We start from the raw sequence: 21,598 nt of genomic DNA, 5'->3' as shown, positions 1-21,598 counted from the left end.
CCCCCGCCGGGCCGCGCGGCACGTCGGGCACCCAGGCCCGGGCCTGCGCCGCATTGACGCCGAGATTGAGATGGCTGAGCGTCGCGCCCTTCGGGTGGCCGGTCGTTCCCGAGGTGTACTGGATGAGCGCGACGTCGTCGACCCCGGGGCCGGGCACCTCGGGGGCGAGCGGCACGTCGGCGAACAGCTTCTCCCACGGCGTCGTGCCCGACACCTTGGTGGTGAGCGCCGCGCGGGATTCGCGCGCCCGCTTGATCGGCAGCCGCAGCAGGGCGCGCGTGCCGAACGGCATCGCCTGGGTCATGTCGACGCTCACGATATGGTCGACGGCGACGTCATCCGGGAACTCCTGGATGGTGGCGACCACCTTGTCCCACGCGACGACGATCTTCGCCCCGTGATCCTCGAACTGGTGGCGCAGTTCGCGCGGGGTGTACAGCGGGTTGTGCTCGACGACGATCGCGCCGAGCCGCAGGATCGCGTAGAACGCGACGACGTGCTGCGGGCAGTTGGGCAGCACGAGCGCGACGGTGTCGCCCTTCTTCACGCCCCGCCGGCGCAGACCCTCGGCAGCCCGCTCGATCTGGTCGCCCAACTCGGCGTAGGTCGTCTCGCGCCCGAAGAACTCGATCGCGACGTTCTGCGGATAGGTGCGCACCGACTCGGCGATGAGGTCGGCGAGGGAGTTGGTCGGTAGGTCGATCTCGTGCGGCACCCCGGGGGCGTAGGAGTCGAGCCACGGGCGATTCGGAAGGGGAGCAGTCACTCGCCTAGCGTGCCACGACGGGCGAGGTGTCGCAGGTGCAACTCGGTCTGCGCGAGGGCCGACAGCCGCAGGAATCCCGCGAGGTTGTCCCAGCCGTCGGTCCACTCGACGCGGGAGGCGAGCGCCCACACGGTCGCGTCGGCGTCCGCCGCGGCGAGGCCGGCGATCTCCGCGCTGCGGCGACGATGCCGGTCGGCGATCTGCCGCGACCTCACCCCGAGCCCGCGGAACCGGTAGCCGTGACCCGGGCACACCTCGGCGTCGTCGAACTCCTCGACCCGGGCGTACGAGTCGAGGGCGGCGCCGATCGGGTCGTCGTCGTCGGCGAACCCGCCGAGCCCGAGCCCGGGGTTGATGATCGGCAGCACGTGGTCGCCGCTGATGAACAACCCGTCGGCGGCGTCGTGCAGGCAGATCGAGCCTGCGGTGTGACCCGGCGTCGCGACCACCCGCACCTCGCGCCCGGGGATGTCGAGCGCGTCGCCGTCATCGAGCATGAGGTCGGCGACGAAGCCCGACGGTTGCGACCGCGGCGCGACCGCAACGAGTGCGTCGGCATGTTCGGTCGGAACCCCCCAGCGCGCGATCGTCGCCCCGGGGTCGGGATACATCGGTCGGGTCAACGCGGCGTGCTCGGCGCGGTGCAACGCGACCGGGATGCCCAATTCCTCGCGCAGCAATACCCCGAGGCCGAGGTGGTCGGGATGAAGGTGCGTCGCCGTGATCGACCGCACGTCGCTCAGGCCGAAGCCGGCGACCCGCAGCCCCGCGTCGAGCCGGTCGCGGTTGTCGTCGGTGCCCCACCCCGGGTCGATGAGGTGCACCCCGCCGCTCGAGTCGGCGAGGGTGTAGCAGAGCGTGCTCTCGACGACTCCGGCGTGCGGCAGCGGCAGCGGGATCGCCCACACTCCGTCCCGCACCTGCTCGATCTCGGGCGTCGTGCGGGCAAGCGCCGACCCGTGCTGGGCAACACTCGTCGGTACGTACTCCTGCACTACGAGAGCTCGGCGCGGATGACCTCGACGAACGCGTCGACATCCGCCTCGGTCGTGTCGAAGGCCGTCATCCAGCGCACCTCGCCCGCCGCGCGGTCCCAGTCGTAGAAGCGCACCTTCTGGCGGATGTTGTCGGCCGCCTCGTTGGGCAGCACGGCGAACACCGCGTTGGCCTGCGTCTGCTGGCTGAATCCGAGGCCGGGCAGCGCGAGTTCTTCGAGCGCGCCCCGCAGTCGTGCGGCCATCGCGTTGGCGTGGGACGCGGCGGCGAGGCCGAGCCCGCCCTCGAAGAGCGCGAGCAGTTGCGCCGAGAGGAACCGCATCTTGCTCGAGAGCTGCATCGTCGTCTTGCGCAGGAAGACGAGCCCGTCGACGCGGGACTGGTCGAGCACCACGACGGCCTCCGCGCCGAGCAACCCGATCTTGGTGCCACCGAAGCTCAGGATGTCGACGCCGGCATCCACCGTGAACTCGCGGAACGGCACCCCGAGTGCGGCGGCGGCGTTCCAGATGCGGGCGCCGTCCATGTGCAGGGCCATGCCGTGCTCGTGCGCGTAGTCCGCGATCGCCCGCACCTCGGCGGGCGTGTAGAGGGTGCCGAGTTCGGTGGTCTGCGTGATGCTCACAGCGAGCGGCTGGGCGCGGTGTTCGTCTCCCCAGCCCCACGCCTCCGTGGCGATCAGCTCGGGGGTGAGTTTGCCGTCGGGGGTCGGCACGACGAACAGCTTCAGGCCGGTGACCTTCTCGGGCGCTCCGCCCTCGTCGGAGTGGATGTGCGAGGTGCGGGTCGCGACGACCGCACCCCAGCGCGGCAGCAGGCTGGTGAGGGCGACCACGTTGGCGCCGGTGCCGTTGAACACCGGGAACACCTCGGCATCCGACCCGAACTGCTCGCGGATGACGTCAGCCAGCCGCGCGGTGTAGACGTCTTCGCCGTAGGAGACCTGGTGGCCGTCGTTCGCCTCGGCGAGAGCGGCGAACACCTCGGGGTGCACACCCGCGTAGTTGTCGGAGGCGAAGCCGCGCCAGTCGGGATCGTGGAGTCTCGTCACCCGTTCATCGTGGCACTGCTCGGTGCACTTGTGGTGGCTTGCCGGGCCGCGCGGCCCTTGAGGATGCGGTAGATCGCCACTCCCGCGCCGATCAGCACGAGAGCGTCGTCGCCGAAGCCGAGCGGGCCGGCGAGCAACTCCGGGATGAGGTCGATCGGTGAGGCACCGTAGAGCAGGGCGCCCACTCCGATGAGCACGGCTTTGAGAACCGATCGATCCTTCGTCATGCCTCGACGTTACGCCTCGGCGGTCACGGGCGGCTGAGAGCTTCGCGCCACGACACCCGCGCGCCGAGCCGCAGCAGCGAGTTCTCGTAGATGCGCACGCCGATCGCGATGAGCGCGACCGTCGACACCGCGAGGATGCCGAGCGACAGCAGCGGCTCCCACCATTCGGCGGTGCCGAGGAAGAGGCGCAGCGGCATCGCGACGGGCGCCGAAAACGGCACGTACGACATGATCGTGACGACGAGCGGGTTGTCGTTGAAGAAGATCACGGCGAAGTACGGCAGCATCACGAGCATCGTGACGGGCGTCGTCGTGGCCCCGATGTCTTCCTGGCGTGACACCATCGCCCCGGTCGCCGCGAACATCGCCGCGAGCATCACGAACCCGACGATGAAGAAGACCACGAACCAGACGACGGCAGCGCCGAGCCCGACCAGCAGCTCGTCTTGCCCGGTCACCGTGAGACCGACGATCGCCATCGCGGCGATGAGCGCGATCTGCCCGAAGGCGAGCACCGCCGTGCCCACGACCTTGCCGGTGAACAGCACCCGGGTGGGCACTGCGGCGAGCAGGATCTCGACGACGCGGGTCTGTTTCTCTTCGACGACCGACTGCGCGATCGTCGGACCGAACGTCATCGCCGCGGTGAAGAACACGATGCCGAATCCGAACGCGACGAGGTAGGCGAGCCCGCCGGGGATCGCGTCGGGGTCGAGCAATTCGACCGGGGGCGTCTCGCTCAGCAGGGCGAGCAGAGTCAGCGGCGGGTCGGTGTCGGCGATGATGCGCACCCCGAGGTCGGTGGAATCGTCGGCGACGACCGCCGCCTCGACCTCCCCGTCGCGCACGAGCTGCTCGGCCTCGTCGACAGTGTCGACCGGCACGGCTTCGATGCCCTCGATGCCGTCGAGCAGCGCGCTGTCGGTGACGGCGACGCGGGTGTCCTCGGCTGTCGCGGCGGTGATCGACCCGAAGATGATGCCGCCGAGCACGAGCAGCAACAGGATGCCGGTGGAGATCAGGAACGACTTGCTGCGCAGCCGCGTGGTGATCTCGCGTTCGGCGACGAGCAGGGCGAGTCGGCCTGAGCCGAGCCGAAGGTCGGGCGACGTGGTCGTGATCACTGGACGACCTCCTTGAAGATCTGGGCGAGAGATGGATGCTGGCGGGCGAAGTTGAGCACGGCGCCGCGAGCCGACGCTTCGCGGAGCACCGACTGCACGACCGATTCGTCGGCGGCGTCGAAGAGGGCGTAGTTGCCGTCGAACTCGACGATGTCGACCCCCGCCTGGTCGCGCAACCACGCGGCGTCAGCTCCGGTGAGCAGTTCGTAACGCAGCGTGCTGTGCTGCTCGCGCAGCGCGACGCGCGACCCGGCGACTCGGATGCGGCCGTCGGCGATGATCACCAGGTCGTCGCAGAGCCGCTCCACGATGTCGAGTTGGTGGCTCGAGAACAGCACGGGGATGCCGGCCTGAGCGCGCTCCGAGAGCACCGAGACGACGACATCCACTGCCATCGGGTCGAGCCCTGAGAACGGCTCGTCGAGCACGAGCACCTCGGGATCATGCACGAGCGACGCGGCGATCTGGGCACGCTGCTGATTGCCGAGTGACAGCTTCTCGATCGGCTCGGCGGCGCGTTCGCCCAATCCGAGGCGCTCGAGCAGCGCCGTGGCGTTGCGGGTGGCCCGCTCGGTGGTGAGTCCATGCAGTCGTGCGAGGTAGACCAGTTGCTCGCGCAGCTTCATCTTCGGGTAGAGGCCACGCTCCTCGGGCATGTAGCCGAATCGGCGTCGGCCGCCGTCATCGAGCAGCGATCCGCCGAGGCTGACCGTGCCCGCGTCGGGGGCGAGTACCCCGAGGATGATGCGCATCGTCGTCGTCTTGCCGGCACCGTTCGCGCCGACGAATCCGGTCAGGCGGCCCGGCAACACGTCGAAACTGACGTCGGTAAGCACCTGGCGCGCGCCGTACCGCTTGTCGAGGTTGCGGATCTCGAGCATTCGACCTCCTGGGTTCGTCTCAACGCTAGGCATCGGGTGGGGCGGGCGCCTCCCTCACGGGAGGGGTCGTGCCTTCCACCTCACGGGGGAGGCGGTCACGTTCCGGGAACGGCGAAACCCGTCTCGTAGGCACGCACCACGGCTTGAACCCGGTCGCGCACCTCGAGTTTGAGCAGCAGATTGGAGACGTGGGTCTTCACGGTAGCCTCGCCGACGAACAGCTCTTTCGCGATCTCAGCGTTCGACAGCCCCCGGGCCACGAGCCGCAGCACGTCGGCCTCGCGGTCGGTGAGCCCGGCCAGCTCGCGCGCGGGCGGGCGACCGCCGAAACGTTCGATCACCCGACGCGTCACCTCCGGCGCGAGCAGCGCATCGCCCGCGGCCAGAACGCGCACGGCATCCACCAGTTGTTCGGGGCTCGCCGTCTTCAGCAGAAAGCCGCTCGCGCCGGCATCCAGCGCCCGGAACACCGAGTCGTCGTCGTCGAACGTAGTGAGCACCAGCACGGTTCCGGTAGCCACGGGATCCGCGGCGATGCGCCGGGTGGCGTCGAGCCCGTCGAGGCGGGGCATCTGCACGTCCATGCAGATCACGTCGGGCCGCAGCTCGCGGGCGAGTTCGATCGCCTCGAGGCCGTCGCGGGCCTCACCGACCACGTCGAGGTCGGGTTGGTTCGACAGGATCACGCGGAACCCGGCGCGCACCAGCTCCTGGTCGTCGACCAGCAGGATGCGGATGGCGCTCACGAGCCCGCCGTCACGGGGAGGCGAGCGCGCACCAGGTACCCGCCCCGCGATCGCGGGCCGACCTCGAGCGACCCGCCCGATGTCGCGACGCGCTCCCGCATCCCGAGTTGTCCCAGCCCGCCGATCGCGCGCCGGCCGCGCACGTTCCCGGTGTTGGTGACCTCGAGCTCGACGGCGTCGGGCAGGTACCGCACGCGCACTTGGGCGACGGCATCCGGCCCGGCGTGCTTGCGCGCGTTGGTCAGGGCCTCCTGGGCGATGCGGTACAGGTTGAGGCTCAATGTCGGCGGCAGCGGCCGCGGGTCACCGAGCACCTCCAGATCGGTGGGTAAGCCGGCGTCGGCTGAGGCCTGAACCAGGTGCGGCAGCGCGGCGACTCCCACCGTCGAACCCGGAGCGGTGTCGATCGCGGAGGCGTCGGCATCCCGCAGCGTCACCAGGATTCCGTGCAATTCGTCGATCGCCGACCGCGCCGTCGCCTCGACGTGCAGCAGGGCCTCGCGCGCGGCATCCGGGTCGGTGTCGAGGGCCGATCGCGCGGCGCCCGCCTGCACGCCCATCACCGACACGTGATGTGCGACCGAGTCGTGCAACTCGCGGGCGATGCGCACCCGGTCGAGGGCCACCGCCTGTTCGGAGAGACGTTCGCGCTCGAACTCGAGTTCGGCGGTGCGGTCGGCGAGAGCCTGACGTTCCAGGGCGGCCGCCCAGGCTCGTTCGCCGTAGTAGTAGGCACCGCCGAAGTAGAGCAGGTTGGTGATCACCTGGATGAGGGTGAAGGCGACGAACGGCGAGAACGGCCCGCCCGTCGTCTCGTCGTCGCTGAAGGACCGCACGGTTCCGAGGTAGATCGCGACGAACAGCCACACGATCATGGCGATCGTGATCGCGATGCGTACGACATGGGCCCGGGCGCGGTTGGTCTCCCACGCCCCCACCGAGTAGAACGCCAGGAACAGGGCGATGTTGCCGACCAGCACCTCAGGTACCTGCATCGAACCGCCCACCAGGAAGGTCACCGAGATGACGACCGCCACGACGCTCGGATGCCGCTTGCGCCAGATCAGAGGCAGGGCGACACCCAGCGCGTACGGCACGGCAGCCCAGCCCGGCGCCGGTTCCTCGAAGATTCCCGCGACGCCGTACAGCACCGAACTCAGCAGCGCGCCGACGAAGAACGCGAGCGCGACGACGAGGTCGTTGCGCAGTTCGCGGCTGGAGGGCGCGGAACGCCGGTCGGGCGCGGTCACCTTGCGAGCCTACGGAAACGGATGCCGGCGCACCTCCGTCGTCAGGCGGAGCGGTCGGTCAGGCGGAAGCGCCCGTGATGCCCTTCGTCGACTCGATCACGTCGCCCATCTTCTTGCCCAACGCTTCGTAGAACATCGACAGCGGGAACTCGTCGTCGAGCACGGCATCCGTCATGCCCTTCGTCGGGCCTTCCAAGATCTCGTCGGGCAGTCCGCGCGCCCACCGGGATGCCGGGTGCGGGTCGAGCACGCTGCGCACGAGTTCGTAGGCGGCAAGCCAGTGGGCCGCCTTCGGGCGGTCGATGCTGCGCCAGTACAGGTCGTCGATCGCGTCGGACAACCCGACCACGACATCCGGCACTTCTGCCCAATCGATCGCGAGCCGGGTGTCGGTCCAGTGCAGCACGTCGTGCTGGTGCAGCCACGCGAAGAGCAACTGCCCGCCGAGACCGTCGTAGTTGCGCACGCGGTCGCCCGTGAGCGGGAAGCGGAACATGCGGTCGAACAGGATCGCGTACTGCGCGAGCTGCGCGTGCTCGCGGGTGGTGTCGTCGGTCTCTTCGGCGCGCACCAGCTTGACCGCCTCGCGGAACGCGGTGAGGTCGCAGCGCAGCTCCTCGAGCGAGTAGAGGAAGTACGGCATGCGTTGCTTGATCATGAACGGGTCGAACGGCAGGTCGCCGCGCATGTGGGTGCGGTCGTGGATGAGGTCCCACATGACGAAGGTCTCTTCGGCGAGCCGCTGGTTCTCGAGCAGCCGACGTGCGTCGTCGGGCAGGTCGAGCTTGGTGATCTCGGCCGCCTTGCGGGTGACGGAGCGGAAGCGGGCCGCCTCGCGGTCGGCGAAGATCGCTCCCCAGGTGAACGCCGGGATCTCGCGCATGGCGACGGTCTCGGGGAACAGCACCGCCGAGTTGGTGTCGTAGCCGGGGGTGAAGTCGAGGAATCGGATCGGCACGAAGAGAGCGTTCGTGTAGGTCTGTTCGAGCGCGGCGATGAACTCGGGCCAGACGACCTCGATGAGCACGGCTTCGACGAGCCGGTCGGTGCTGCCGTTCTGCGTGTACATGGGGAACACCACGAGGTGCTGGCGGCCGTTCTCGCGGTATGCCTCGGGGTGGAACGCGACGAGGGAGTCGTAGAAGTCGGGCACGCCGAAACCGTCGGCCTCCCACTTCTCGAAGTCGGAACGTGCCGCGTTCAGGTAATCCGCGTCGTGCGGGAACGCGGGGGCCAAAGCTTCCAGCGATTTCCTGATCCGCGCACAGTGCGAGGAAGCGTCGGCGTGGTGGGCGGCATCCGGAATGCTGCCGTCGTGTACCTGGAGCGGCCGGAGGGCGACGGCGGCGGACTTGAGGTCGAGCCAGGCCGGCGACGCGACGACATCGCCGACGGCGGGAGCGGAGAGCGTCGTCATGTATCGAGCCTAGGAAGAGTGGTTCCGGAAAGGGTTGTGATCTGCGCATGATCGTTGCGTGGAATCCAATTCGACGGCCCAGGACGTGCGTTCGGCGCTCGCCGAGTTCGCAAATCCGGCGGATGGGCTCACACAGCGCTCCTACTTCAAGGGCTACGAAGGCGGCTACGGCGCAGGCGATGTCTTCCTCGGGTTGCGAGTTCCGGTGACCCGGGCGGTCGTGAAGCGGTTCCGCGGACTGCCGTTCGATGAGATCGACGCGCTGCTCGACGACGCCGAGCACGAGCACCGGCTCGCGGGGGTGCTGTTGCTGAACGAGGCGGCCCGGCGCGACCCGGCGAGGGCGGCCGAGCGGTACCTCGCGGCCGTGCGGCGCGGGCGGGTGAACAACTGGGATCTCGTCGACGCCTCCGCCGAGTACGCGCTCGGCGGGTGGCTGTTCGACCGCGACCGTTCCGTGCTCGACGAGCTCGCGGCATCCCCCGTGCTCTGGGAACGCCGGGTCGCGATGCTCACCACCTTCGCGTTCATCAAGCGACGCGACGCCTCGACGACGCTCGCGCTCGCCGAACGGCTGCTCGGTGACCGGCACGACCTCATGCACAAGGCGGTGGGCTGGATGCTGCGCGAGGTCGGCAAGCGCGTGTCGCGTGAGGCGCTGCTCGGCTTCCTCGACGCCCACGCCGCCCGGATGCCGCGCACGATGCTGTCGTATGCGACCGAGCACCTCGACCCCGAGGTGCGGGCCGCCTATCGCCAGATGAGGTGAGCCCTACGCTGGAGGCGTGATCGGCGTGCTCATCGGGTTCGCGATCATCGCTTTCGTCGTGGCCATCGGCTACGGCCTCGGCCGGTCGGGGCTGCTCGGTGAGGGCGCGGCCCACGTGCTCGGCCGGCTGGGCTTCTTCGTGCTCTCGCCCGCGCTGCTGTTCACGGTGCTCGCCGAGGCCGATGTCACGGCGCTGTTCTCGGAGCTGCTTCCGACGACTGCGTCGGTCGCCGCACTGGCTCTCGCCCTGTTCGCGCTCGTCGCCTTGGTGCTCTGGCGTCGGGCTGTGCCCGAGGCGACGGTCGGCTCGCTCGGCTCGGCCTACGCGAACGCGACCAACATGGGCATCCCGCTCTCGGCCTACGTGCTCGGCGATGCCGCCGCATCGGCGCCCGTGTTCCTGCTGCAGCTGATCGTCATCACGCCGATCGCGCTCACGATCCTCGACGTCAGCACCGGCGGCAAGCCGTCGGTCGGTCGCATCCTGTTGCAGCCGGTGCGCAACCCGCTCATCATCGCGTCGGCGCTGGGCTTCCTCATCGCGGTGACGGGGGTCGAACTGCCGCCGGAGCTGTTCCGTCCGTTCGAGCTGATCGGCGGTGCCGCGGTGCCCGTCATCCTCATCGCGTTCGGGATGTCGTTGCACGGCACCCGGGTGCTGGCACCGGGCGAGTTTCGCCGGGATGTCGTGGTCGCATCGCTGTTCAAGCTCGCGCTGATGCCCGTGGCGGCCTGGGTGCTCGGTCGCTTCGTCTTCGGCCTCGACGGGCACGCTCTCTTCGCCGCGGTCATCCTCATGGCACTGCCGACCGGACAGAACGTGTTCAACTACGCGCAGCGGTACCGGCGCGGTGAGGTGCTCGCCCGCGACGTGGTGTTCATCACGACGCTCGGCTCGTTTCCGGTGATGCTCATCGTCGCGGCGCTGCTCGCTCCGCGCTAGGCCGTCACTCCGGCGGCTTCGGCCGGTGGTTCGTGGTCTTCTTGACGGAGCCGTCGGGCGCGTAGTGCGTCCACTCGCCCGTCTTGCGACCCCGATCCCAGGAACCGGAATCGAGGGGTTGTCCAGAGGAGTTCCAGCGCTCCCAACGACCGTGCTTCTCGCCGCGATCGAAGGCACCTCGTTGCAGCAGCCCACCCGCCGTTCGGTACCACGTCCACTCGCCGTGGAGCACTCCCTGAGCGAACGCTCCCTCGGAGCGCAGGCCGCCATCAGCGCCGTAGTGCCGCCAGGTGCCGTGTCGTTGACCCTCGACGTAGTCGCCGATCATGACGCCGCCGTGCGGGTCGGCATCCGTCCACGGTCCGGTCTTGCGGCCCGCGGCGTCGTGCTCGTCGGGGGTGGAGTCCGGCGCGCTCACCGTCGCCACGCTAGCCGTGGTCGGGGGCGGGCACCTCGCCGGTGTACATCCCGTAGGTCTGGTCGGCGGCGGCTTTCGCGGCCGAGGGTTCGGTGCCGTCGGCGATCTGAGCGGCGGCCCAGGCATCCGCCGAACCGCGCAGGAACGCCTTGCCCTCGTCGCTCATCGTCCACGCCTCGACGTCGTCGGGCCGCGCTTCGGGCGCGGTGAGGTGCAGGGCGAGGCCGAGCAGGCCCGAGTCCCAGCCCATCCCGGTGCCCGCGGGCCCGAACTGCTCCCACATGCCCGGCGGCAGAGTGTCGACTCCGGCGACGTGCTCGAGCACGAGCCGCGTGCGGTCGTCGCCCTCGGCGTGGAGGAAGACGGTGACGAACGTCGGTTCACCCCCGCCGAACACCCACGACAGACGGAACGACGCGCGATCGCCCGACGGTGGGTCGCAGGCGAGCACCTCACCGCCAGCGTTGCCCTCGAGCTGGTAGCTGCCGCCGAGGCGCAGGTCGCCCGACACCGGCAGGAACCAGCGGCCGATGCGGTCGGCGGTCGTGAGCGCCTCCCAGAGGTCGGCGATCGGCGACGGGTAGCGCTGGCTGAGCGACTGCACGTACGAGGGCACCCCGTCGACGTCGGTCGTGCGGATGCCGCGGTCGACGGCTCCGAGTTGTGCGGCGATGTTCACCATGGTCATTCCTTCTCTTCGGTGTCTTCGGGTTCGGTGTTGTCGGATTCGCGGGGTTCGGCGAGCCGGCGTGCGCGGCGACCGCGGGCCAGCTCGGTGCCGAGGGCATCGAGTCGCGGTTGCCAGAAGCGGCGGAACGACTCGAACCACGCGTCGGCTTCGGCGAGCGGCGTCGGGTCGATCGCGTACATCCGCCGGGTGCCTTCGGGGCGCACGGTCGCGAAGCCCGACTCGCGCAGCACGCGCAGGTGCTGCGAGACGGCGGGCTGCGAGATGCCGAACTCCGCCTGCACGACCCGGCCCAGCTCGCCCGCCTGGGCCTCGCCTTCGGCGAGCAGCTCGAGGATGCGCCGGCGAACCGGATCCCCGAGGATGTCGAGTGCGTGCACCGGCTCAGTACATCAGTTGTTGCTTATATAAGTCAAGACGCAAAGAGAGTGGAAGCCCAGGTCAGAAGATCATCGGGCGGTCGTCGTCGTCTTCGTCGGGGTGCAGGTCGAGGTCGACGATGACGGGCACGTGGTCGCTCGGGGCGTCGCCCTTGCGCTCGTCGCGGTGGATCGCCGCACCTGTCACCGCGGCGGCGAAGGCGGGCGAGGCGAGCACGAAGTCGATGCGCAGCCCCTCGTTGCGCGGGAACCGCAGCTGCTTGTAATCCCAGTAGGTGTAGCCCGTGGGCACGAGCGGACGCACGACGTCGGTGAGGCCGGCATCCAGCAGCTTCTGGAACGCGTCGCGCTCGGGCGGCGAGATGTGCGTCGACAGGCCCGGGATGAGCGACGGGTCGCCCACGTCGCCGTCGAGCGGGGCGATGTTGAAGTCGCCCGTCAGCGCGAAGGGCAGATCGGATGCCGCCCACGCTCCGGCGGCGGACGTGAGCTGAGCGAGCCAGTCGAGCTTGTAGAGGTAGTGCGGGTCATCGAGCGACCGACCGTTCGGAACGTACAGCGACCACACCCGGAGGCCGCCCGTCGTCGCGCCGATCGCCCGCGCCTCAAGCGGCAGATCGGGGCCTTCGAGCCCCTTCTCGAAGCCGGGCATGCCCGGGAAGCCGACCTCGACATCCGTGATCGGATGCCGACTCGCGATCGCGACGCCGTTCCACTGGTTGAGGCCGTGTAGCGCGACCTCGTAGCCGGCATCCTCGAATGCCTGAAGCGGGAACTGTGCGGGCGTGCACTTGATCTCTTGCATCGCGAGCACGTCGACGCTCTCGCGCACGGCGAAGTCGACGATGCGAGCCACCCGGCTGCGGACGGAGTTGACGTTCCAGGTGGCAAGGCGCATGACTCTAGTCTGGACGGTGTGACCGACGCTCGCGCCGCCCTCATCCAGTACATCAAGGACGATGCGGTATTCCACGGCGACTTCACGCTCACGAGCGGCAAGAAGGCGACCTACTACATCGACCTGCGCAAGGTCAGCCTCGACGGTCGGGTCGCCCCGCTCATCGGCGAGGTCATGGTCGACCTGATCGCCGGCATCCCCGACATCGCCGCCGTCGGCGGCCTCACGATGGGCGCCGACCCCATCGCGGCGGCCGTGCTGCACCGCGGTGCCGCGATCGGCCGGCGCTACGACGCCTTCGTCGTGCGCAAAGAGCCGAAGGATCACGGTCGCGGCCGTCAGGTCGAAGGCCCCGAGCTCGAAGGCAAGCGCGTCGTCGTGCTGGAGGACACTTCCACCACCGGCGGCTCGCCGCTCAAGGCGATCGAGGCGCTGCGCAAGGTCGGCGCCGAGATCGCGGCCGTCGCCGTCGTCGTCGATCGCGACACCGGTGCCCAGGAGATCATCGAAGCTGCCGGGTACCCCTACTACGCCGCGATCTCACTGCAGGATCTGGGCCTGACGAAGCAATGAACCCCGACTCCGGCGAGGATGCCGAGGACTTCTTCGCGAAGTTCGAACGCGAAGCCCGCGAAGCTGCGCAGCGGCGGGCGGCAGAGGAGGATGCCGCCGGCTCGCCGCCAGCCGCCGCTCTGCCGCCCCCGCCACCCCATGCGGCACCCGTGGCGCCTGTGTGGCAGCCGACGACGACGTACGGCCCCGGCACGACGTACGGACCGCCGCCGACGCAGCTACCGCCGACCCAGGTGCCGCCGCGCCCGGAACCCGAAGCCACCCAGGCGATGCCGACATACTCCGACGAGCCGACGCAGGCGCTCGTGCCGGCGCCCCTGCGCCCGCCCGCAGACCCCGAACCGGGCTCGGCGCTCGACTCGCTCTTCGGCGACGACGCCTTCCGCGAGTACGAGGCGGGCCTCGGTCCCGACCCGAGCAACTCGCCATTCGCGAACCGGGGTCGCTCGAAGGAACTCGTGCACGTGCCCGGCGGCGAGGGCCCCCCGCCGTCGCGTGGATTCGGCACCCCGCAGAAGATCCTCGCCGGAGTCGGCGGCGGGCTGCTGGCCGTGATCGCCCTCATCGCCCTGTTCCTGCTCGGCACCCGGTTGCCCGACCTGCTCGGTCCGGCTCCCGCCGTGGTCGCGAGCCCGACGCCCACCCCGACCCCGACGCGCACGCCGCTCGCCATCGGCCCGGTCGCACCCGGCACCCACGAGTGGAACGAACTGCTCGGCGGCGAATGCCTCGAGCCGTACGACGTCGAAACCGGTGCCTGGGCCGAGGAGTACACCGTCGTCGACTGCGCGACCCCGCACGGCGCGCAGATGGTCTACCGCGCCTGGTTCCCCGCAGAGCCCACCGATCCCGAGACGCCCGACGCCGAACCGGTGTGGGGGGCCTTCCCGGGCGCCGCGGCGCTTCAGGCGCAGATCTCGCTGCTGTGCTCGGCCCCCGGCGTCGTCGACCTCGCCGCCGCCGGCGCCTACAACGACGTGCAGATGCAGGGTGCCTACCCGGTGACCGACGAGCAGTGGGAGTCCGACCCGTCGTACTACTGCTTCGTCAGCCGCTCCTCTGGCGAGCCGCTCACGACATCCGTTGCCATCCCCCGCGCCCCGGTCGAACCCGCCCCCTCGGGTTAGGTCTCGACACGCCGCTGCGCGGCTACTCGACCACCGAGAGCACCCGGGCGTCGGGCAGCCGGGTGCGCATCACCGCGATGGCGTCGGCGCTCTCGTCGACCAGCAGGTAGCGGCGGCCGAGCGCCGCCGCAACCGCCCCCGTCGTACCCGATCCGGCGAACAGGTCGAGCACCGCATCACCGGCAGCGCTCGACGCCTGCACGATGCGGCGCAGGATGCCCTCCGGCTTCTGCGTGGCATACCCGGTGCGTTCGGCTCCGTTGGTCGGCACGATCGTGTGCCACCAGACATCGGTGGGGAGTTTGCCGCGTTCCGCCTTCTCGGGCGTCACCAGTCCCGGCGCCATGTACGGCTCGCGGTCGACGGCCGTCGAGTCGAAGTAGTAGGTGTCGGGGTTCTTCACGTAGACGAGGATCGTGTCGTGCTTCGAGGGCCAGCGCCTGGTCGACTTGCCGCCGTAGTCGTAGGCCCAGATGATCTCGTTGAGAAAGCACTCCCGGCCGAACAGCCGGTCGAGGGCGACCTTTGCGTAGTGGGCTTCGCGGTAGTCGAGGTGCAGATACAAGGTGCCCGTGTCATCCAGCAGTCGCCGTGCCTCGACGAGCCGCGGCTCGAGGAACGCCCAGTAGTCGTCGAAGGTGTCGGCGTACCGCGACACCGCGCCGCGCTCGGCGGTGTAGCTGCGTCCGCCGAACCCGACCCGCCCCTCGTCGGAGCGGGTGACCGTCACCCGCTGCCGCCGCTGCGTCTTGCCGGTGTTGAACGGAGGGTCGAGGTAGATCAACCGGAACGCCCCGTCGGGCAGCGACCGGGCGACGTCGAGGTTGTCGCCGTGCACGATCGTGTCGGCATCGCCGGGCTGCCAGATCGCGCTCACGCCCGGAGGTTAACAGATCACTCGAGCAACTCGTGCACGCCGGAGAGGATCTCGTCGGGGCGGAAGGGGTACTTCTCGATCTCGGTCTGGTCGGCGATTCCGGTGAGTACGAGCACCGTGTGCAGGCCCGCCTCGATGCCGGCGACGATGTCGGTGTCCATGCGGTCGCCGATCATCGCGGTCGACTCGCTGTGCGCGCCGATGCGGTTCATCGCCGAGCGGAACATCATCGGGTTCGGCTTGCCGACGACGTAGGGCTCCTTGCCGGTCGCCTTCGAGATGAGGGCAGTGACCGCACCCGTCGCCGGCAGCACGCCGTCCGCGGAAGGCCCCGTCGCATCCGGATTCGTCGCGATGAAGCGCGACCCAGTGTTGATCAGCCGGATCGCCCGGGTGATCGCCTCGAACGAGTAGTTGCGGGTCTCGCCGACGACGACGTAGTCGGGATTCGTCTCGGTCATGATGAATCCGACCTCGTGCAGGGCGGTGGTGATGCCGGCCTCGCCGATCACGAACGCCGAGCCGCCGGGGATCTGCGAGGCGCAGAAGTCGGCGGTCGCGAGGGCGGAGGTCCAGATGCGGTCTTCGGGAACGTTGAGTCCGGATGCCCGCAGTCGCGCCGCGAGGTCGCGCGGCGTGAAGATCGAGTTGTTGGTGAGCACGAGGAACGGGGTGTCGGTCTCGGTCCAGTGCCGGATGAGGTCGGCGGCACCCGGCAGCGGGGTGTTCTCGTGCACCAGCACCCCGTCCATGTCGGTGAGCCAGCTGGTGATCTCGCTGCGGTCGCGCATGAGTTCATCGTAGGGAGGCCGACGAGCTCACGGATAACGCGTCAAGTCGCCGGACATGCGCCCACGACATGTAAAAAACTAGCGCATATTTTTACACGACGGCCGGATGTGTCACTAGGCTTTGCACATGGCGTGGGCAGCGGACGAACCGTACAACGAGCTGCCTCCTCTGCCGCCGACCGCCGAGGTGGAGACGCGCGAGGTGTTGAAGGCCACGATTGAAGCACGAGCGGCCCTGGCAGCGCTCGACCAGGCAGCGCGCCGAATCGCAAACCCGACAGTTCTGATCAACTCCATTCCCCTTCTCGAGGCGCAGGCGAGCTCAGAGATCGAGAACATCGTCACGACCACCGATGAGCTGTTTCGGTACGCACACGACGAATCCGCCGCGACCAACCCCGCGACCAAGGAAACCCTCAACTACCGCAGCGCGCTGTTTGCCGGGGTGCAACTGATTCAGGCCCGGCCGCTCTCGGTCACGACCGCAGCCGAGATCTGCACCACGGTGAAGGGTCGCGAGATGCCCATTCGGCGGAACCCGGGGACGTTCATCGTCAACTCGGTGACGCACGCGGCGATCTACACCCCGCCCGTCGGAGAGGCGCGCATTCGCGAAAAGCTCGGCGACTGGGAACGTTTCATCCACGCCCGCAAGGGCATCGATCCACTCGTCGTGATGGCGCTAGCGCACTACCAGTTCGAGGCGATCCATCCTTTCGAGGACGGCAACGGTCGCACGGGCCGAATCCTCAACGTTCTGATGTTGATGAGCGCGGGTCTCATTGAGCAACCGATCCTGTACCTGTCGCGCTACATCATCGAGAACAAGGACGAGTACTACCGACTGCTGCTCGCGGTGACCCGTGACGGCGCATGGAACGAATGGATTCTCTTCATCGTCGAAGGCATTCGGCAGACGGCGACCTCGACCGTCATCAAGATCGATCAGATTCAGGCACTTCAAGACCGCACTTTGGGGAGGATCAGAGAGGCGACCGGCGGCGCAAATGCCGACCTGCTCGCCGTGCTCTTCGAGCAGCCGTACTGTCGGATCGCGAACGTGATCGACCGCTGCAAGGTGTCTCGACCGACCGCGACGAACTGGCTCAACGCTCTCGTCGAAGCTCGCGCACTCCGCGACGTGCGCCGCGGCCGCGAGCGGATCTTCATCAACACCGAGCTGCTCGACGTGCTGGTGCGTGCGGACTCGGTCGTCGGCAACGACGCTGAACCGGCCCTCTTCTAGTGGAGGAGCGACGGATCGGAGTGGGGCCGTGGCCCGGCGGCCGCGACGCGTGGCCGACCGACAGCCGTTACGACCCCGCGCTGCTCGAACACGGTGACACCCGCAACGTCGTCGACGAGTACCGCTACTGGACGATGGACGCCATCGTCGCCGACCTCGACACCCGTCGCCGGGGGTTCCACGTGGCGATCGAGAACTGGCAGCACGACATGAATATCGGGTCGATCGTGCGCACCGCGAACGCGTTCCTCGCCGCCGAGGTGCACATCGTCGGCCGGCGCCGCTGGAACCGGCGGGGAGCGATGGTGACCGACCGGTACCAGCACATCCGCGAGCATCCGGATGTCGCAGCCTTCGCCGCGTGGGCCCGCGAGAACGACCTGCCGATCGTCGCGGTCGACAACGTCGAGGGGTCGGTCGACGTACGGGATGCCGACATCCCGGAGCGCTGCGTGCTGTTGTTCGGGCAGGAGGGGCCGGGGCTCACCGCCGCGGCGCTCGCCGCCGCCGATCTGGTCGTCGAGATCGCGCAGGCCGGGTCGACGCGGTCGATCAACGCGGGCGCCGCCGCCGCGATCGTCATGCATGAGTGGCTGCGGCGACACGTGCCCCGTTAGACTGCGGTGTAATCCCTTCCATCTTTCTTCCAAGGGAGAAGCTATGCCCGCCATCGTGATCGTCGGCGCCCAATGGGGCGACGAAGGCAAGGGCAAGGCGACCGACCTGCTCAGCAGCCGGCTCGACTACGTCGTCAAGTTCAACGGCGGCAACAACGCCGGCCACACCGTCGTCATCGGCGACGAGAAGTACGCGCTGCACCTGCTGCCGTCCGGCATCCTCACCCCCGGCGTCGTGCCGGTGATCTCGAACGGTGTCGTCGTCGACATCGAGGTGTTGTTCGAAGAACTCGACGCGCTCACCGCACGCGGCCTCGACGTGTCGAAGCTCGTCGTCAGCGCGAACGCCCACGTCATCGCGTCGTACCACCGCACGATCGACAAGGTCACCGAGCGGTTCCTCGGCAAGCGCCAGATCGGCACCACCGGCCGCGGCATCGGACCGGCGTACGCCGACAAGATCAACCGCGTCGGCATCCGCATTCAAGATCTCTTCGACGAGAACATCCTGCGCCAGAAGGTGGAGGGCGCCCTGCACCAGAAGAACCACCTACTGGTGAAGGTGTACAACCGGCGCGCGATTCTCGTCAACGAGGTCGTGGCCGAGCTGCTGTCGTACGCCGAGCGGCTGCGCCCGATGGTCGCCGATACCTCTCTTTTGTTGCACCAGGCGCTCGAGGCCGGCAAGACGGTGCTGTTCGAGGGCGGCCAGGCGACGATGCTGGATGTCGACCACGGCACGTACCCGTTCGTCACGTCGTCGTCGGCGACGGCCGGCGGTGCAGCGACCGGCTCGGGCATCGGTCCGGCGCGACTCGAACGCATCATCGGCATCGTCAAGGCGTACACGACTCGCGTGGGGTCGGGTCCGTTCCCGACCGAGTTGTTCGACGAGAACGGCGACTTCCTGCGCGAGACGGGGCACGAGTTCGGCACGACGACCGGCCGCCCGCGCCGGGTCGGCTGGTACGACGCCCCGATCGCCCGGTACGCCGCCCGCATCAACGGCATCACCGATTTCGTGCTCACCAAACTCGACATCCTCACCGGCCTGCCCACAATCCCGGTGTGTGTCGCCTACAACGTCGACGGCGTGCGCTTCGACGAACTGCCGGTGAACCAGAGCGACTTCCACCACGCCACCCCGATCTACGAAGAGTTTCCAGGATGGACGGAAGACATCACCGGCGCCCGCACCTTCGACGACCTGCCGAAGAACGCGCAGGACTACGTCATAGCGCTCGAAGGGATGTCGGGCTCACGCATCTCGGCGATCGGCGTCGGCCCCGCCCGCGACGCCATCGTGGTCCGCCACGACCTCATCGGTGGTTGAGTAGCCCGCGCAGCGGGCGTGTCGAAACCACACCGGCGGGTTACTGGGGGTGCGGTGTCGATGCTCCGCCGTCCGCGGCACTCAACCGGCGGGGGTCCCGTCCGGAGCGATGTCGTCGAGGGATGACGGGTGCCGCGACACGCCGGGCGACACGCGGTCATCCCAGCACTCGTCCCCTGACAGCGACAGAAGCGGGTCTCGACCTGCGCCTCCGGCGCTACGCGACCACCGAGGGGGACTTCTCGCCGATGCGGATCATGTTGCCCGCGGGGTCACGGAAGGCGCAGTCACGCACACCCCAGCCCTGATCCATCGGCTCCTGCAGCACCTCGCCGAGACCCGACGCACGGGCCTTCTCGAAGGCGGCATCCAAGTCGGAGGTGTCGAACACGATCGGGCCGAACGCGCCGAGGGCGACGAGGGATGCGATCTGGTCGCCCTCCTGCTCGCTGCGTCCGGCGTGGGGCTGGCTGATCACGATCTGCCCGACACTCGAGCCGGGAGTGGCGAGGGTCACCCAGCGGAACTCGCCGTACGGCACGTCGTTCACGACCTCGAGGCCGAGCGCGTCGCGGTAGAACGCGACGGCCGCGTCGACGTCGGCGGCGTGAACGGGGAAATGAGAAATGCTGATCGTCATGCCCACGAAACTACGCGCGGGATGCCGGGTGTCGCTTCTCGAATCCTGCTCGGTCGCATCCCCACCATCGCCGTTTTCGGCGGGAGGTTCTCGATGCCGGAGTGGTCGAGCGCGCGGTAGGCGGATGGCGTCATCCCGACGATCTCGGTGAAGCGCGAGCTGAACGACCCGAGCGACGTGCAGCCGACTGCGAGGCACACGTTGGTGACCGAGAGGTCGCCGCGTCGCAGCAGGTCCTGGGCTCGCTCGATGCGGCGCGTCATCAGGTAGGAGTACGGGGTCTCGCCATAGGCCGCGCGGAACCGCCGAGCGAAGTGCGACGGCGACATGAGTGCCTGCCGCGCCATCTCAGGCACGTCGAGCGGGCGCGCGTACTCCCGGTCGATGAGGTCGCGGGCCCGCCGAAGATGCGCGAGGTCGGCGAGCTCGTCCGGCTGCATGAGGGCCAGCCTAAACTGGCCGCGACCGACCTCTACGCGACCGACCCGGCGGCGCTGTGGGCGGCGTACCGCGGCTGAGTCACCCGGCGGTCGCGAGCGCGTTGAAGGCGGTGACCGACAGCCACGAGCCGAGCGCGACCGACCCGACCCACAGCCCGAGCGCGATCACCCAGTCGACGCCGGTGGGAGTGGTGGCCTCTTCCGCTTCGGTCGGGGGAAACCCGAAGTACCGACGCGCCTTGCCCTCGTACTCGAACCGCGCGCCGGCGAGGTTCACCGACCCGACGAGCGTGGGGGTGAGGGCCTTGCTGCTGACGACGAACCACACCGGCCCGAGCCCCATCGCGATGAACAGCACGCCGACGATGATGTTGCTGATGATGCCGACTCCCCCGACCGCTCCGAGGATGAACTGGATGCCGAGGCCGACGAACAGGATCGGCCAGGCCCATGCGACGAGCGACAGCCCGAAGCCGCGGGTGATGAACAGCGCGATACCCGCGGCGGCGAACATCCCGAAGATGCCGATCGGGGCGAACACGACCACCGACTCGGGGCATTCGGTCTCGATCACATACGGTCCGCCAGAGGCGCAGAAGCCGCCGAGCCCGATGACGACGGCGGCGCTCTGATAGAGCCCGAGGAAGAAGAACGCGAACATCGCCCAGGAGGCGATCGAGCCGGCGAGCCGCCAGGCGGGAGAGTCAAAACGGCTGTGCACACGCGAAGACATGGCCACACGGTAGTGGCTGAAAGGATGTCGAGGTGACCGCCACTCGCCCCGATCGCCGCGTACTCGAAGGCCGGTTCATCCGTCTCGAGCCGTTCACCCCCGACCACCTGCCGGGACTGTGGGCGGCGCTCGGGAGCCCTGCAGTCTTCGCGGGCGGCTACGGCGGGGGGCCGGCAGGGCTTCCTGTCGACGAGGCGGCCTTCGCGGAATGGGCGGTGAGTCACTTTCCGCACCAGGAGGGCATCACCTACGTCGCGCGGCTGACCGCCGGCCCCGACGCCGGCACGATCGTCGGGGCGTCGAGCCTCGCGGATCTCGACCTCGACCTCGAGCACGCCCACATCGGGTGGACCGGCTGGGATCCGCGGGTGTGGGCGAGCGCCGTGAACCCGGAGGCGAAGTTGCTCATGCTCGGCACCGCGTTCGACCACGGGTTCGGGCGGGTGAAACTCCAGGCGGATGCCCGCAACGAACGGTCACGCGCGGCGATCCTGAAACTCGGCGCGACGTTCGAGGGCATCGTGCGGCGGGACCGCCGTCGGGCCGACAGCAGCTGGCGGGATACTGCGGTGTACTCGGTCCTCATCGACGAGTGGCCCGAGGTGCGCGCGGGGCTCGAAGCGCGACTCGCGACGGCTGTGCCACCAACACTGGCTCGATAGTCTGT

The 21,598-nt window shown here is 69.0% G+C and carries 26 protein-coding genes; 8 read left to right on the top strand and 18 right to left on the bottom strand.

Features of this window, described 5'->3' with window-relative positions:
• From WBL06_RS11175 to WBL06_RS11135, 9 genes are all read right to left on the bottom strand, one after another.
• Positions 1-766: AMP-binding protein (locus WBL06_RS11175; protein ID WP_424456080.1), on the bottom strand; the 766-nt coding region annotated here is incomplete at its 3' end.
• Positions 763-1,761: an MBL fold metallo-hydrolase gene (locus WBL06_RS11170; protein ID WP_424456079.1), complete on the bottom strand. Its 999-nt coding sequence runs from the start codon at positions 1,759-1,761 to the stop codon at positions 763-765. The genes WBL06_RS11170 and WBL06_RS11175, both read right to left, overlap by 4 nt.
• On the bottom strand, positions 1,761-2,813 hold the full coding sequence (locus tag WBL06_RS11165) for a threonine aldolase family protein (protein ID WP_424456078.1): 1,053 nt from the start codon (positions 2,811-2,813) through the stop codon (positions 1,761-1,763). The genes WBL06_RS11170 and WBL06_RS11165 overlap by 1 nt, the downstream gene beginning before the upstream one ends.
• Entirely contained in the window at positions 2,810-3,040 is a 231-nt protein-coding gene (locus WBL06_RS11160) for a DUF1232 domain-containing protein (protein WP_424456077.1), read from the bottom strand. The genes WBL06_RS11165 and WBL06_RS11160 overlap by 4 nt, the downstream gene beginning before the upstream one ends.
• 23 nt (positions 3,041-3,063) lie before the next feature.
• Entirely contained in the window at positions 3,064-4,164 is a 1,101-nt protein-coding gene (locus WBL06_RS11155; protein WP_424456076.1) for an ABC transporter permease, read from the bottom strand.
• On the bottom strand, positions 4,161-5,045 hold the full coding sequence (locus WBL06_RS11150; RefSeq protein WP_424456075.1) for an ABC transporter ATP-binding protein: 885 nt from the start codon (positions 5,043-5,045) through the stop codon (positions 4,161-4,163). Before WBL06_RS11150 ends, WBL06_RS11155 begins: the two co-directional genes overlap by 4 nt.
• Positions 5,046-5,140: 95 nt before the next feature.
• Complete coding sequence (locus tag WBL06_RS11145) at positions 5,141-5,791, bottom strand: response regulator (RefSeq protein ID WP_424456074.1); 651 nt, start codon at positions 5,789-5,791, stop codon at positions 5,141-5,143.
• Positions 5,788-7,041 (bottom strand): sensor histidine kinase, encoded by a 1,254-nt coding sequence (locus tag WBL06_RS11140; RefSeq protein ID WP_424456073.1) that lies wholly within the window; start codon positions 7,039-7,041, stop codon positions 5,788-5,790. Before WBL06_RS11140 ends, WBL06_RS11145 begins: the two co-directional genes overlap by 4 nt.
• A gap of 58 nt (positions 7,042-7,099) precedes the next feature.
• Positions 7,100-8,458: a DUF6421 family protein gene (locus WBL06_RS11135; RefSeq protein WP_424456072.1), complete on the bottom strand. Its 1,359-nt coding sequence runs from the start codon at positions 8,456-8,458 to the stop codon at positions 7,100-7,102.
• 58 nt (positions 8,459-8,516) lie between these two features.
• Here WBL06_RS11135 and WBL06_RS11130 point away from each other — a divergent pair, with 58 nt between their 5' ends.
• Entirely contained in the window at positions 8,517-9,227 is a 711-nt protein-coding gene (locus WBL06_RS11130) for a DNA alkylation repair protein (RefSeq protein WP_424456071.1), read from the top strand.
• Positions 9,228-9,243: 16 nt separating this feature from the next.
• Positions 9,244-10,170: an AEC family transporter gene (locus tag WBL06_RS11125; protein WP_424456070.1), complete on the top strand. Its 927-nt coding sequence runs from the start codon at positions 9,244-9,246 to the stop codon at positions 10,168-10,170.
• 4 nt (positions 10,171-10,174) lie between these two features.
• Here WBL06_RS11125 and WBL06_RS11120 read toward each other — a convergent pair whose 3' ends face one another.
• The 4 genes from WBL06_RS11120 to WBL06_RS11105 form a co-directional block, all read right to left on the bottom strand.
• Positions 10,175-10,588: a toxin-antitoxin system YwqK family antitoxin gene (locus tag WBL06_RS11120; RefSeq protein WP_424456069.1), complete on the bottom strand. Its 414-nt coding sequence runs from the start codon at positions 10,586-10,588 to the stop codon at positions 10,175-10,177.
• 10 nt (positions 10,589-10,598) lie between these two features.
• Entirely contained in the window at positions 10,599-11,276 is a 678-nt protein-coding gene (locus WBL06_RS11115; protein WP_424456068.1) for an SRPBCC domain-containing protein, read from the bottom strand.
• Positions 11,273-11,656 carry an ArsR/SmtB family transcription factor gene (locus WBL06_RS11110; RefSeq protein WP_424456067.1) on the bottom strand — a complete coding sequence of 128 codons (384 nt, stop codon included), beginning with the start codon at positions 11,654-11,656 and terminating at the stop codon, positions 11,273-11,275. Before WBL06_RS11110 ends, WBL06_RS11115 begins: the two co-directional genes overlap by 4 nt.
• A gap of 61 nt (positions 11,657-11,717) precedes the next feature.
• Entirely contained in the window at positions 11,718-12,554 is an 837-nt protein-coding gene (locus tag WBL06_RS11105; RefSeq protein ID WP_424456066.1) for an exodeoxyribonuclease III, read from the bottom strand.
• 18 nt (positions 12,555-12,572) lie between these two features.
• On the opposite strand from WBL06_RS11105, the gene pyrE reads away from it, so the two are divergent.
• Together pyrE and WBL06_RS11095 are read left to right on the top strand one after the other, a co-directional pair.
• Positions 12,573-13,127, top strand: coding sequence for an orotate phosphoribosyltransferase (pyrE, locus tag WBL06_RS11100; RefSeq protein ID WP_424456065.1), 555 nt, complete (start codon positions 12,573-12,575; stop codon positions 13,125-13,127).
• Positions 13,124-14,254 (top strand): hypothetical protein, encoded by a 1,131-nt coding sequence (locus tag WBL06_RS11095; RefSeq protein ID WP_424456064.1) that lies wholly within the window; start codon positions 13,124-13,126, stop codon positions 14,252-14,254. Before pyrE ends, WBL06_RS11095 begins: the two co-directional genes overlap by 4 nt.
• Positions 14,255-14,276: 22 nt before the next feature.
• Here the strand turns inward: WBL06_RS11095 and WBL06_RS11090 are convergent, their stop codons facing one another.
• Together WBL06_RS11090 and WBL06_RS11085 are read right to left on the bottom strand one after the other, a co-directional pair.
• Entirely contained in the window at positions 14,277-15,131 is an 855-nt protein-coding gene (locus WBL06_RS11090; protein ID WP_424456063.1) for a DNA-methyltransferase, read from the bottom strand.
• A gap of 17 nt (positions 15,132-15,148) precedes the next feature.
• A complete protein-coding gene (locus WBL06_RS11085) occupies positions 15,149-15,922 on the bottom strand; it encodes an HAD-IIA family hydrolase (protein WP_424456062.1) in 774 nt (257 codons plus the stop codon).
• A 127-nt stretch (positions 15,923-16,049) separates the two neighbouring features.
• Between WBL06_RS11085 and WBL06_RS11080 the strand changes: the two genes are divergently transcribed.
• The 3 genes from WBL06_RS11080 to WBL06_RS11070 are packed head-to-tail and all read left to right on the top strand — an operon-like array spanning position 16,050 to position 19,118.
• Positions 16,050-17,168, top strand: a complete 1,119-nt coding sequence (locus WBL06_RS11080; RefSeq protein WP_424456061.1) for a Fic family protein — start codon at positions 16,050-16,052, stop codon at positions 17,166-17,168.
• Positions 17,168-17,785, top strand: a complete 618-nt coding sequence (locus tag WBL06_RS11075; RefSeq protein ID WP_424456060.1) for a TrmH family RNA methyltransferase — start codon at positions 17,168-17,170, stop codon at positions 17,783-17,785. The genes WBL06_RS11080 and WBL06_RS11075 overlap by 1 nt, the downstream gene beginning before the upstream one ends.
• A 43-nt stretch (positions 17,786-17,828) precedes the next feature.
• Entirely contained in the window at positions 17,829-19,118 is a 1,290-nt protein-coding gene (locus tag WBL06_RS11070; protein ID WP_424456059.1) for an adenylosuccinate synthase, read from the top strand.
• Between the two features lie 217 nt (positions 19,119-19,335).
• Here the strand turns inward: WBL06_RS11070 and WBL06_RS11065 are convergent, their stop codons facing one another.
• The 3 genes from WBL06_RS11065 to WBL06_RS11055 form a co-directional block, all read right to left on the bottom strand.
• Complete coding sequence (locus WBL06_RS11065) at positions 19,336-19,758, bottom strand: VOC family protein (RefSeq protein WP_424456058.1); 423 nt, start codon at positions 19,756-19,758, stop codon at positions 19,336-19,338.
• Entirely contained in the window at positions 19,755-20,198 is a 444-nt protein-coding gene (locus tag WBL06_RS11060) for a helix-turn-helix transcriptional regulator (RefSeq protein WP_424456057.1), read from the bottom strand. The genes WBL06_RS11065 and WBL06_RS11060 overlap by 4 nt, the downstream gene beginning before the upstream one ends.
• A 79-nt stretch (positions 20,199-20,277) precedes the next feature.
• The gene (locus WBL06_RS11055; protein ID WP_424456056.1) at positions 20,278-20,931 is read right to left on the bottom strand and encodes a hypothetical protein; all 654 of its coding nucleotides are present in this window, start codon (positions 20,929-20,931) and stop codon (positions 20,278-20,280) included.
• 32 nt (positions 20,932-20,963) lie between these two features.
• Between WBL06_RS11055 and WBL06_RS11050 the strand changes: the two genes are divergently transcribed.
• The gene (locus WBL06_RS11050; RefSeq protein ID WP_424456055.1) at positions 20,964-21,593 is read left to right on the top strand and encodes a GNAT family N-acetyltransferase; all 630 of its coding nucleotides are present in this window, start codon (positions 20,964-20,966) and stop codon (positions 21,591-21,593) included.
• Positions 21,594-21,598: the final 5 nt, after the last annotated feature.

The sequence above is a fragment of the Pseudolysinimonas sp. genome, from assembly GCF_049651805.1.
In the GTDB taxonomy this organism is placed as follows: Bacteria; Actinomycetota; Actinomycetes; order Actinomycetales; family Microbacteriaceae; genus Pseudolysinimonas_A.
Note: the sequence above shows the minus strand (reverse complement) of the source record. Positions and strands in the feature narration are given on the sequence as shown.

Bases quoted from the DNA above. Each gene is read 5' to 3' on its own strand.
- WBL06_RS11160 (WP_424456077.1), bottom strand. From the start codon at position 3,040: ATGACGAAGGATCGATCGGTTCTCAAAGCCGTGCTCATCGGAGTGGGC.
- WBL06_RS11150 (WP_424456075.1), bottom strand. From the start codon at position 5,045: ATGCTCGAGATCCGCAACCTCGACAAGCGGTACGGCGCGCGCCAGGTG.
- WBL06_RS11135 (WP_424456072.1), bottom strand. From the start codon at position 8,458: ATGACGACGCTCTCCGCTCCCGCCGTCGGCGATGTCGTCGCGTCGCCG.
- WBL06_RS11115 (WP_424456068.1), bottom strand. From the start codon at position 11,276: ATGACCATGGTGAACATCGCCGCACAACTCGGAGCCGTCGACCGCGGC.
- WBL06_RS11105 (WP_424456066.1), bottom strand. From the start codon at position 12,554: ATGCGCCTTGCCACCTGGAACGTCAACTCCGTCCGCAGCCGGGTGGCT.
- WBL06_RS11095 (WP_424456064.1), top strand. From the start codon at position 13,124: ATGAACCCCGACTCCGGCGAGGATGCCGAGGACTTCTTCGCGAAGTTC.
- WBL06_RS11085 (WP_424456062.1), bottom strand. From the start codon at position 15,922: ATGCGCGACCGCAGCGAGATCACCAGCTGGCTCACCGACATGGACGGG.
- WBL06_RS11080 (WP_424456061.1), top strand. From the start codon at position 16,050: ATGGCGTGGGCAGCGGACGAACCGTACAACGAGCTGCCTCCTCTGCCG.
- WBL06_RS11070 (WP_424456059.1), top strand. From the start codon at position 17,829: ATGCCCGCCATCGTGATCGTCGGCGCCCAATGGGGCGACGAAGGCAAG.
- WBL06_RS11065 (WP_424456058.1), bottom strand. From the start codon at position 19,758: ATGACGATCAGCATTTCTCATTTCCCCGTTCACGCCGCCGACGTCGAC.
- WBL06_RS11060 (WP_424456057.1), bottom strand. From the start codon at position 20,198: ATGCAGCCGGACGAGCTCGCCGACCTCGCGCATCTTCGGCGGGCCCGC.
- WBL06_RS11055 (WP_424456056.1), bottom strand. From the start codon at position 20,931: ATGTCTTCGCGTGTGCACAGCCGTTTTGACTCTCCCGCCTGGCGGCTC.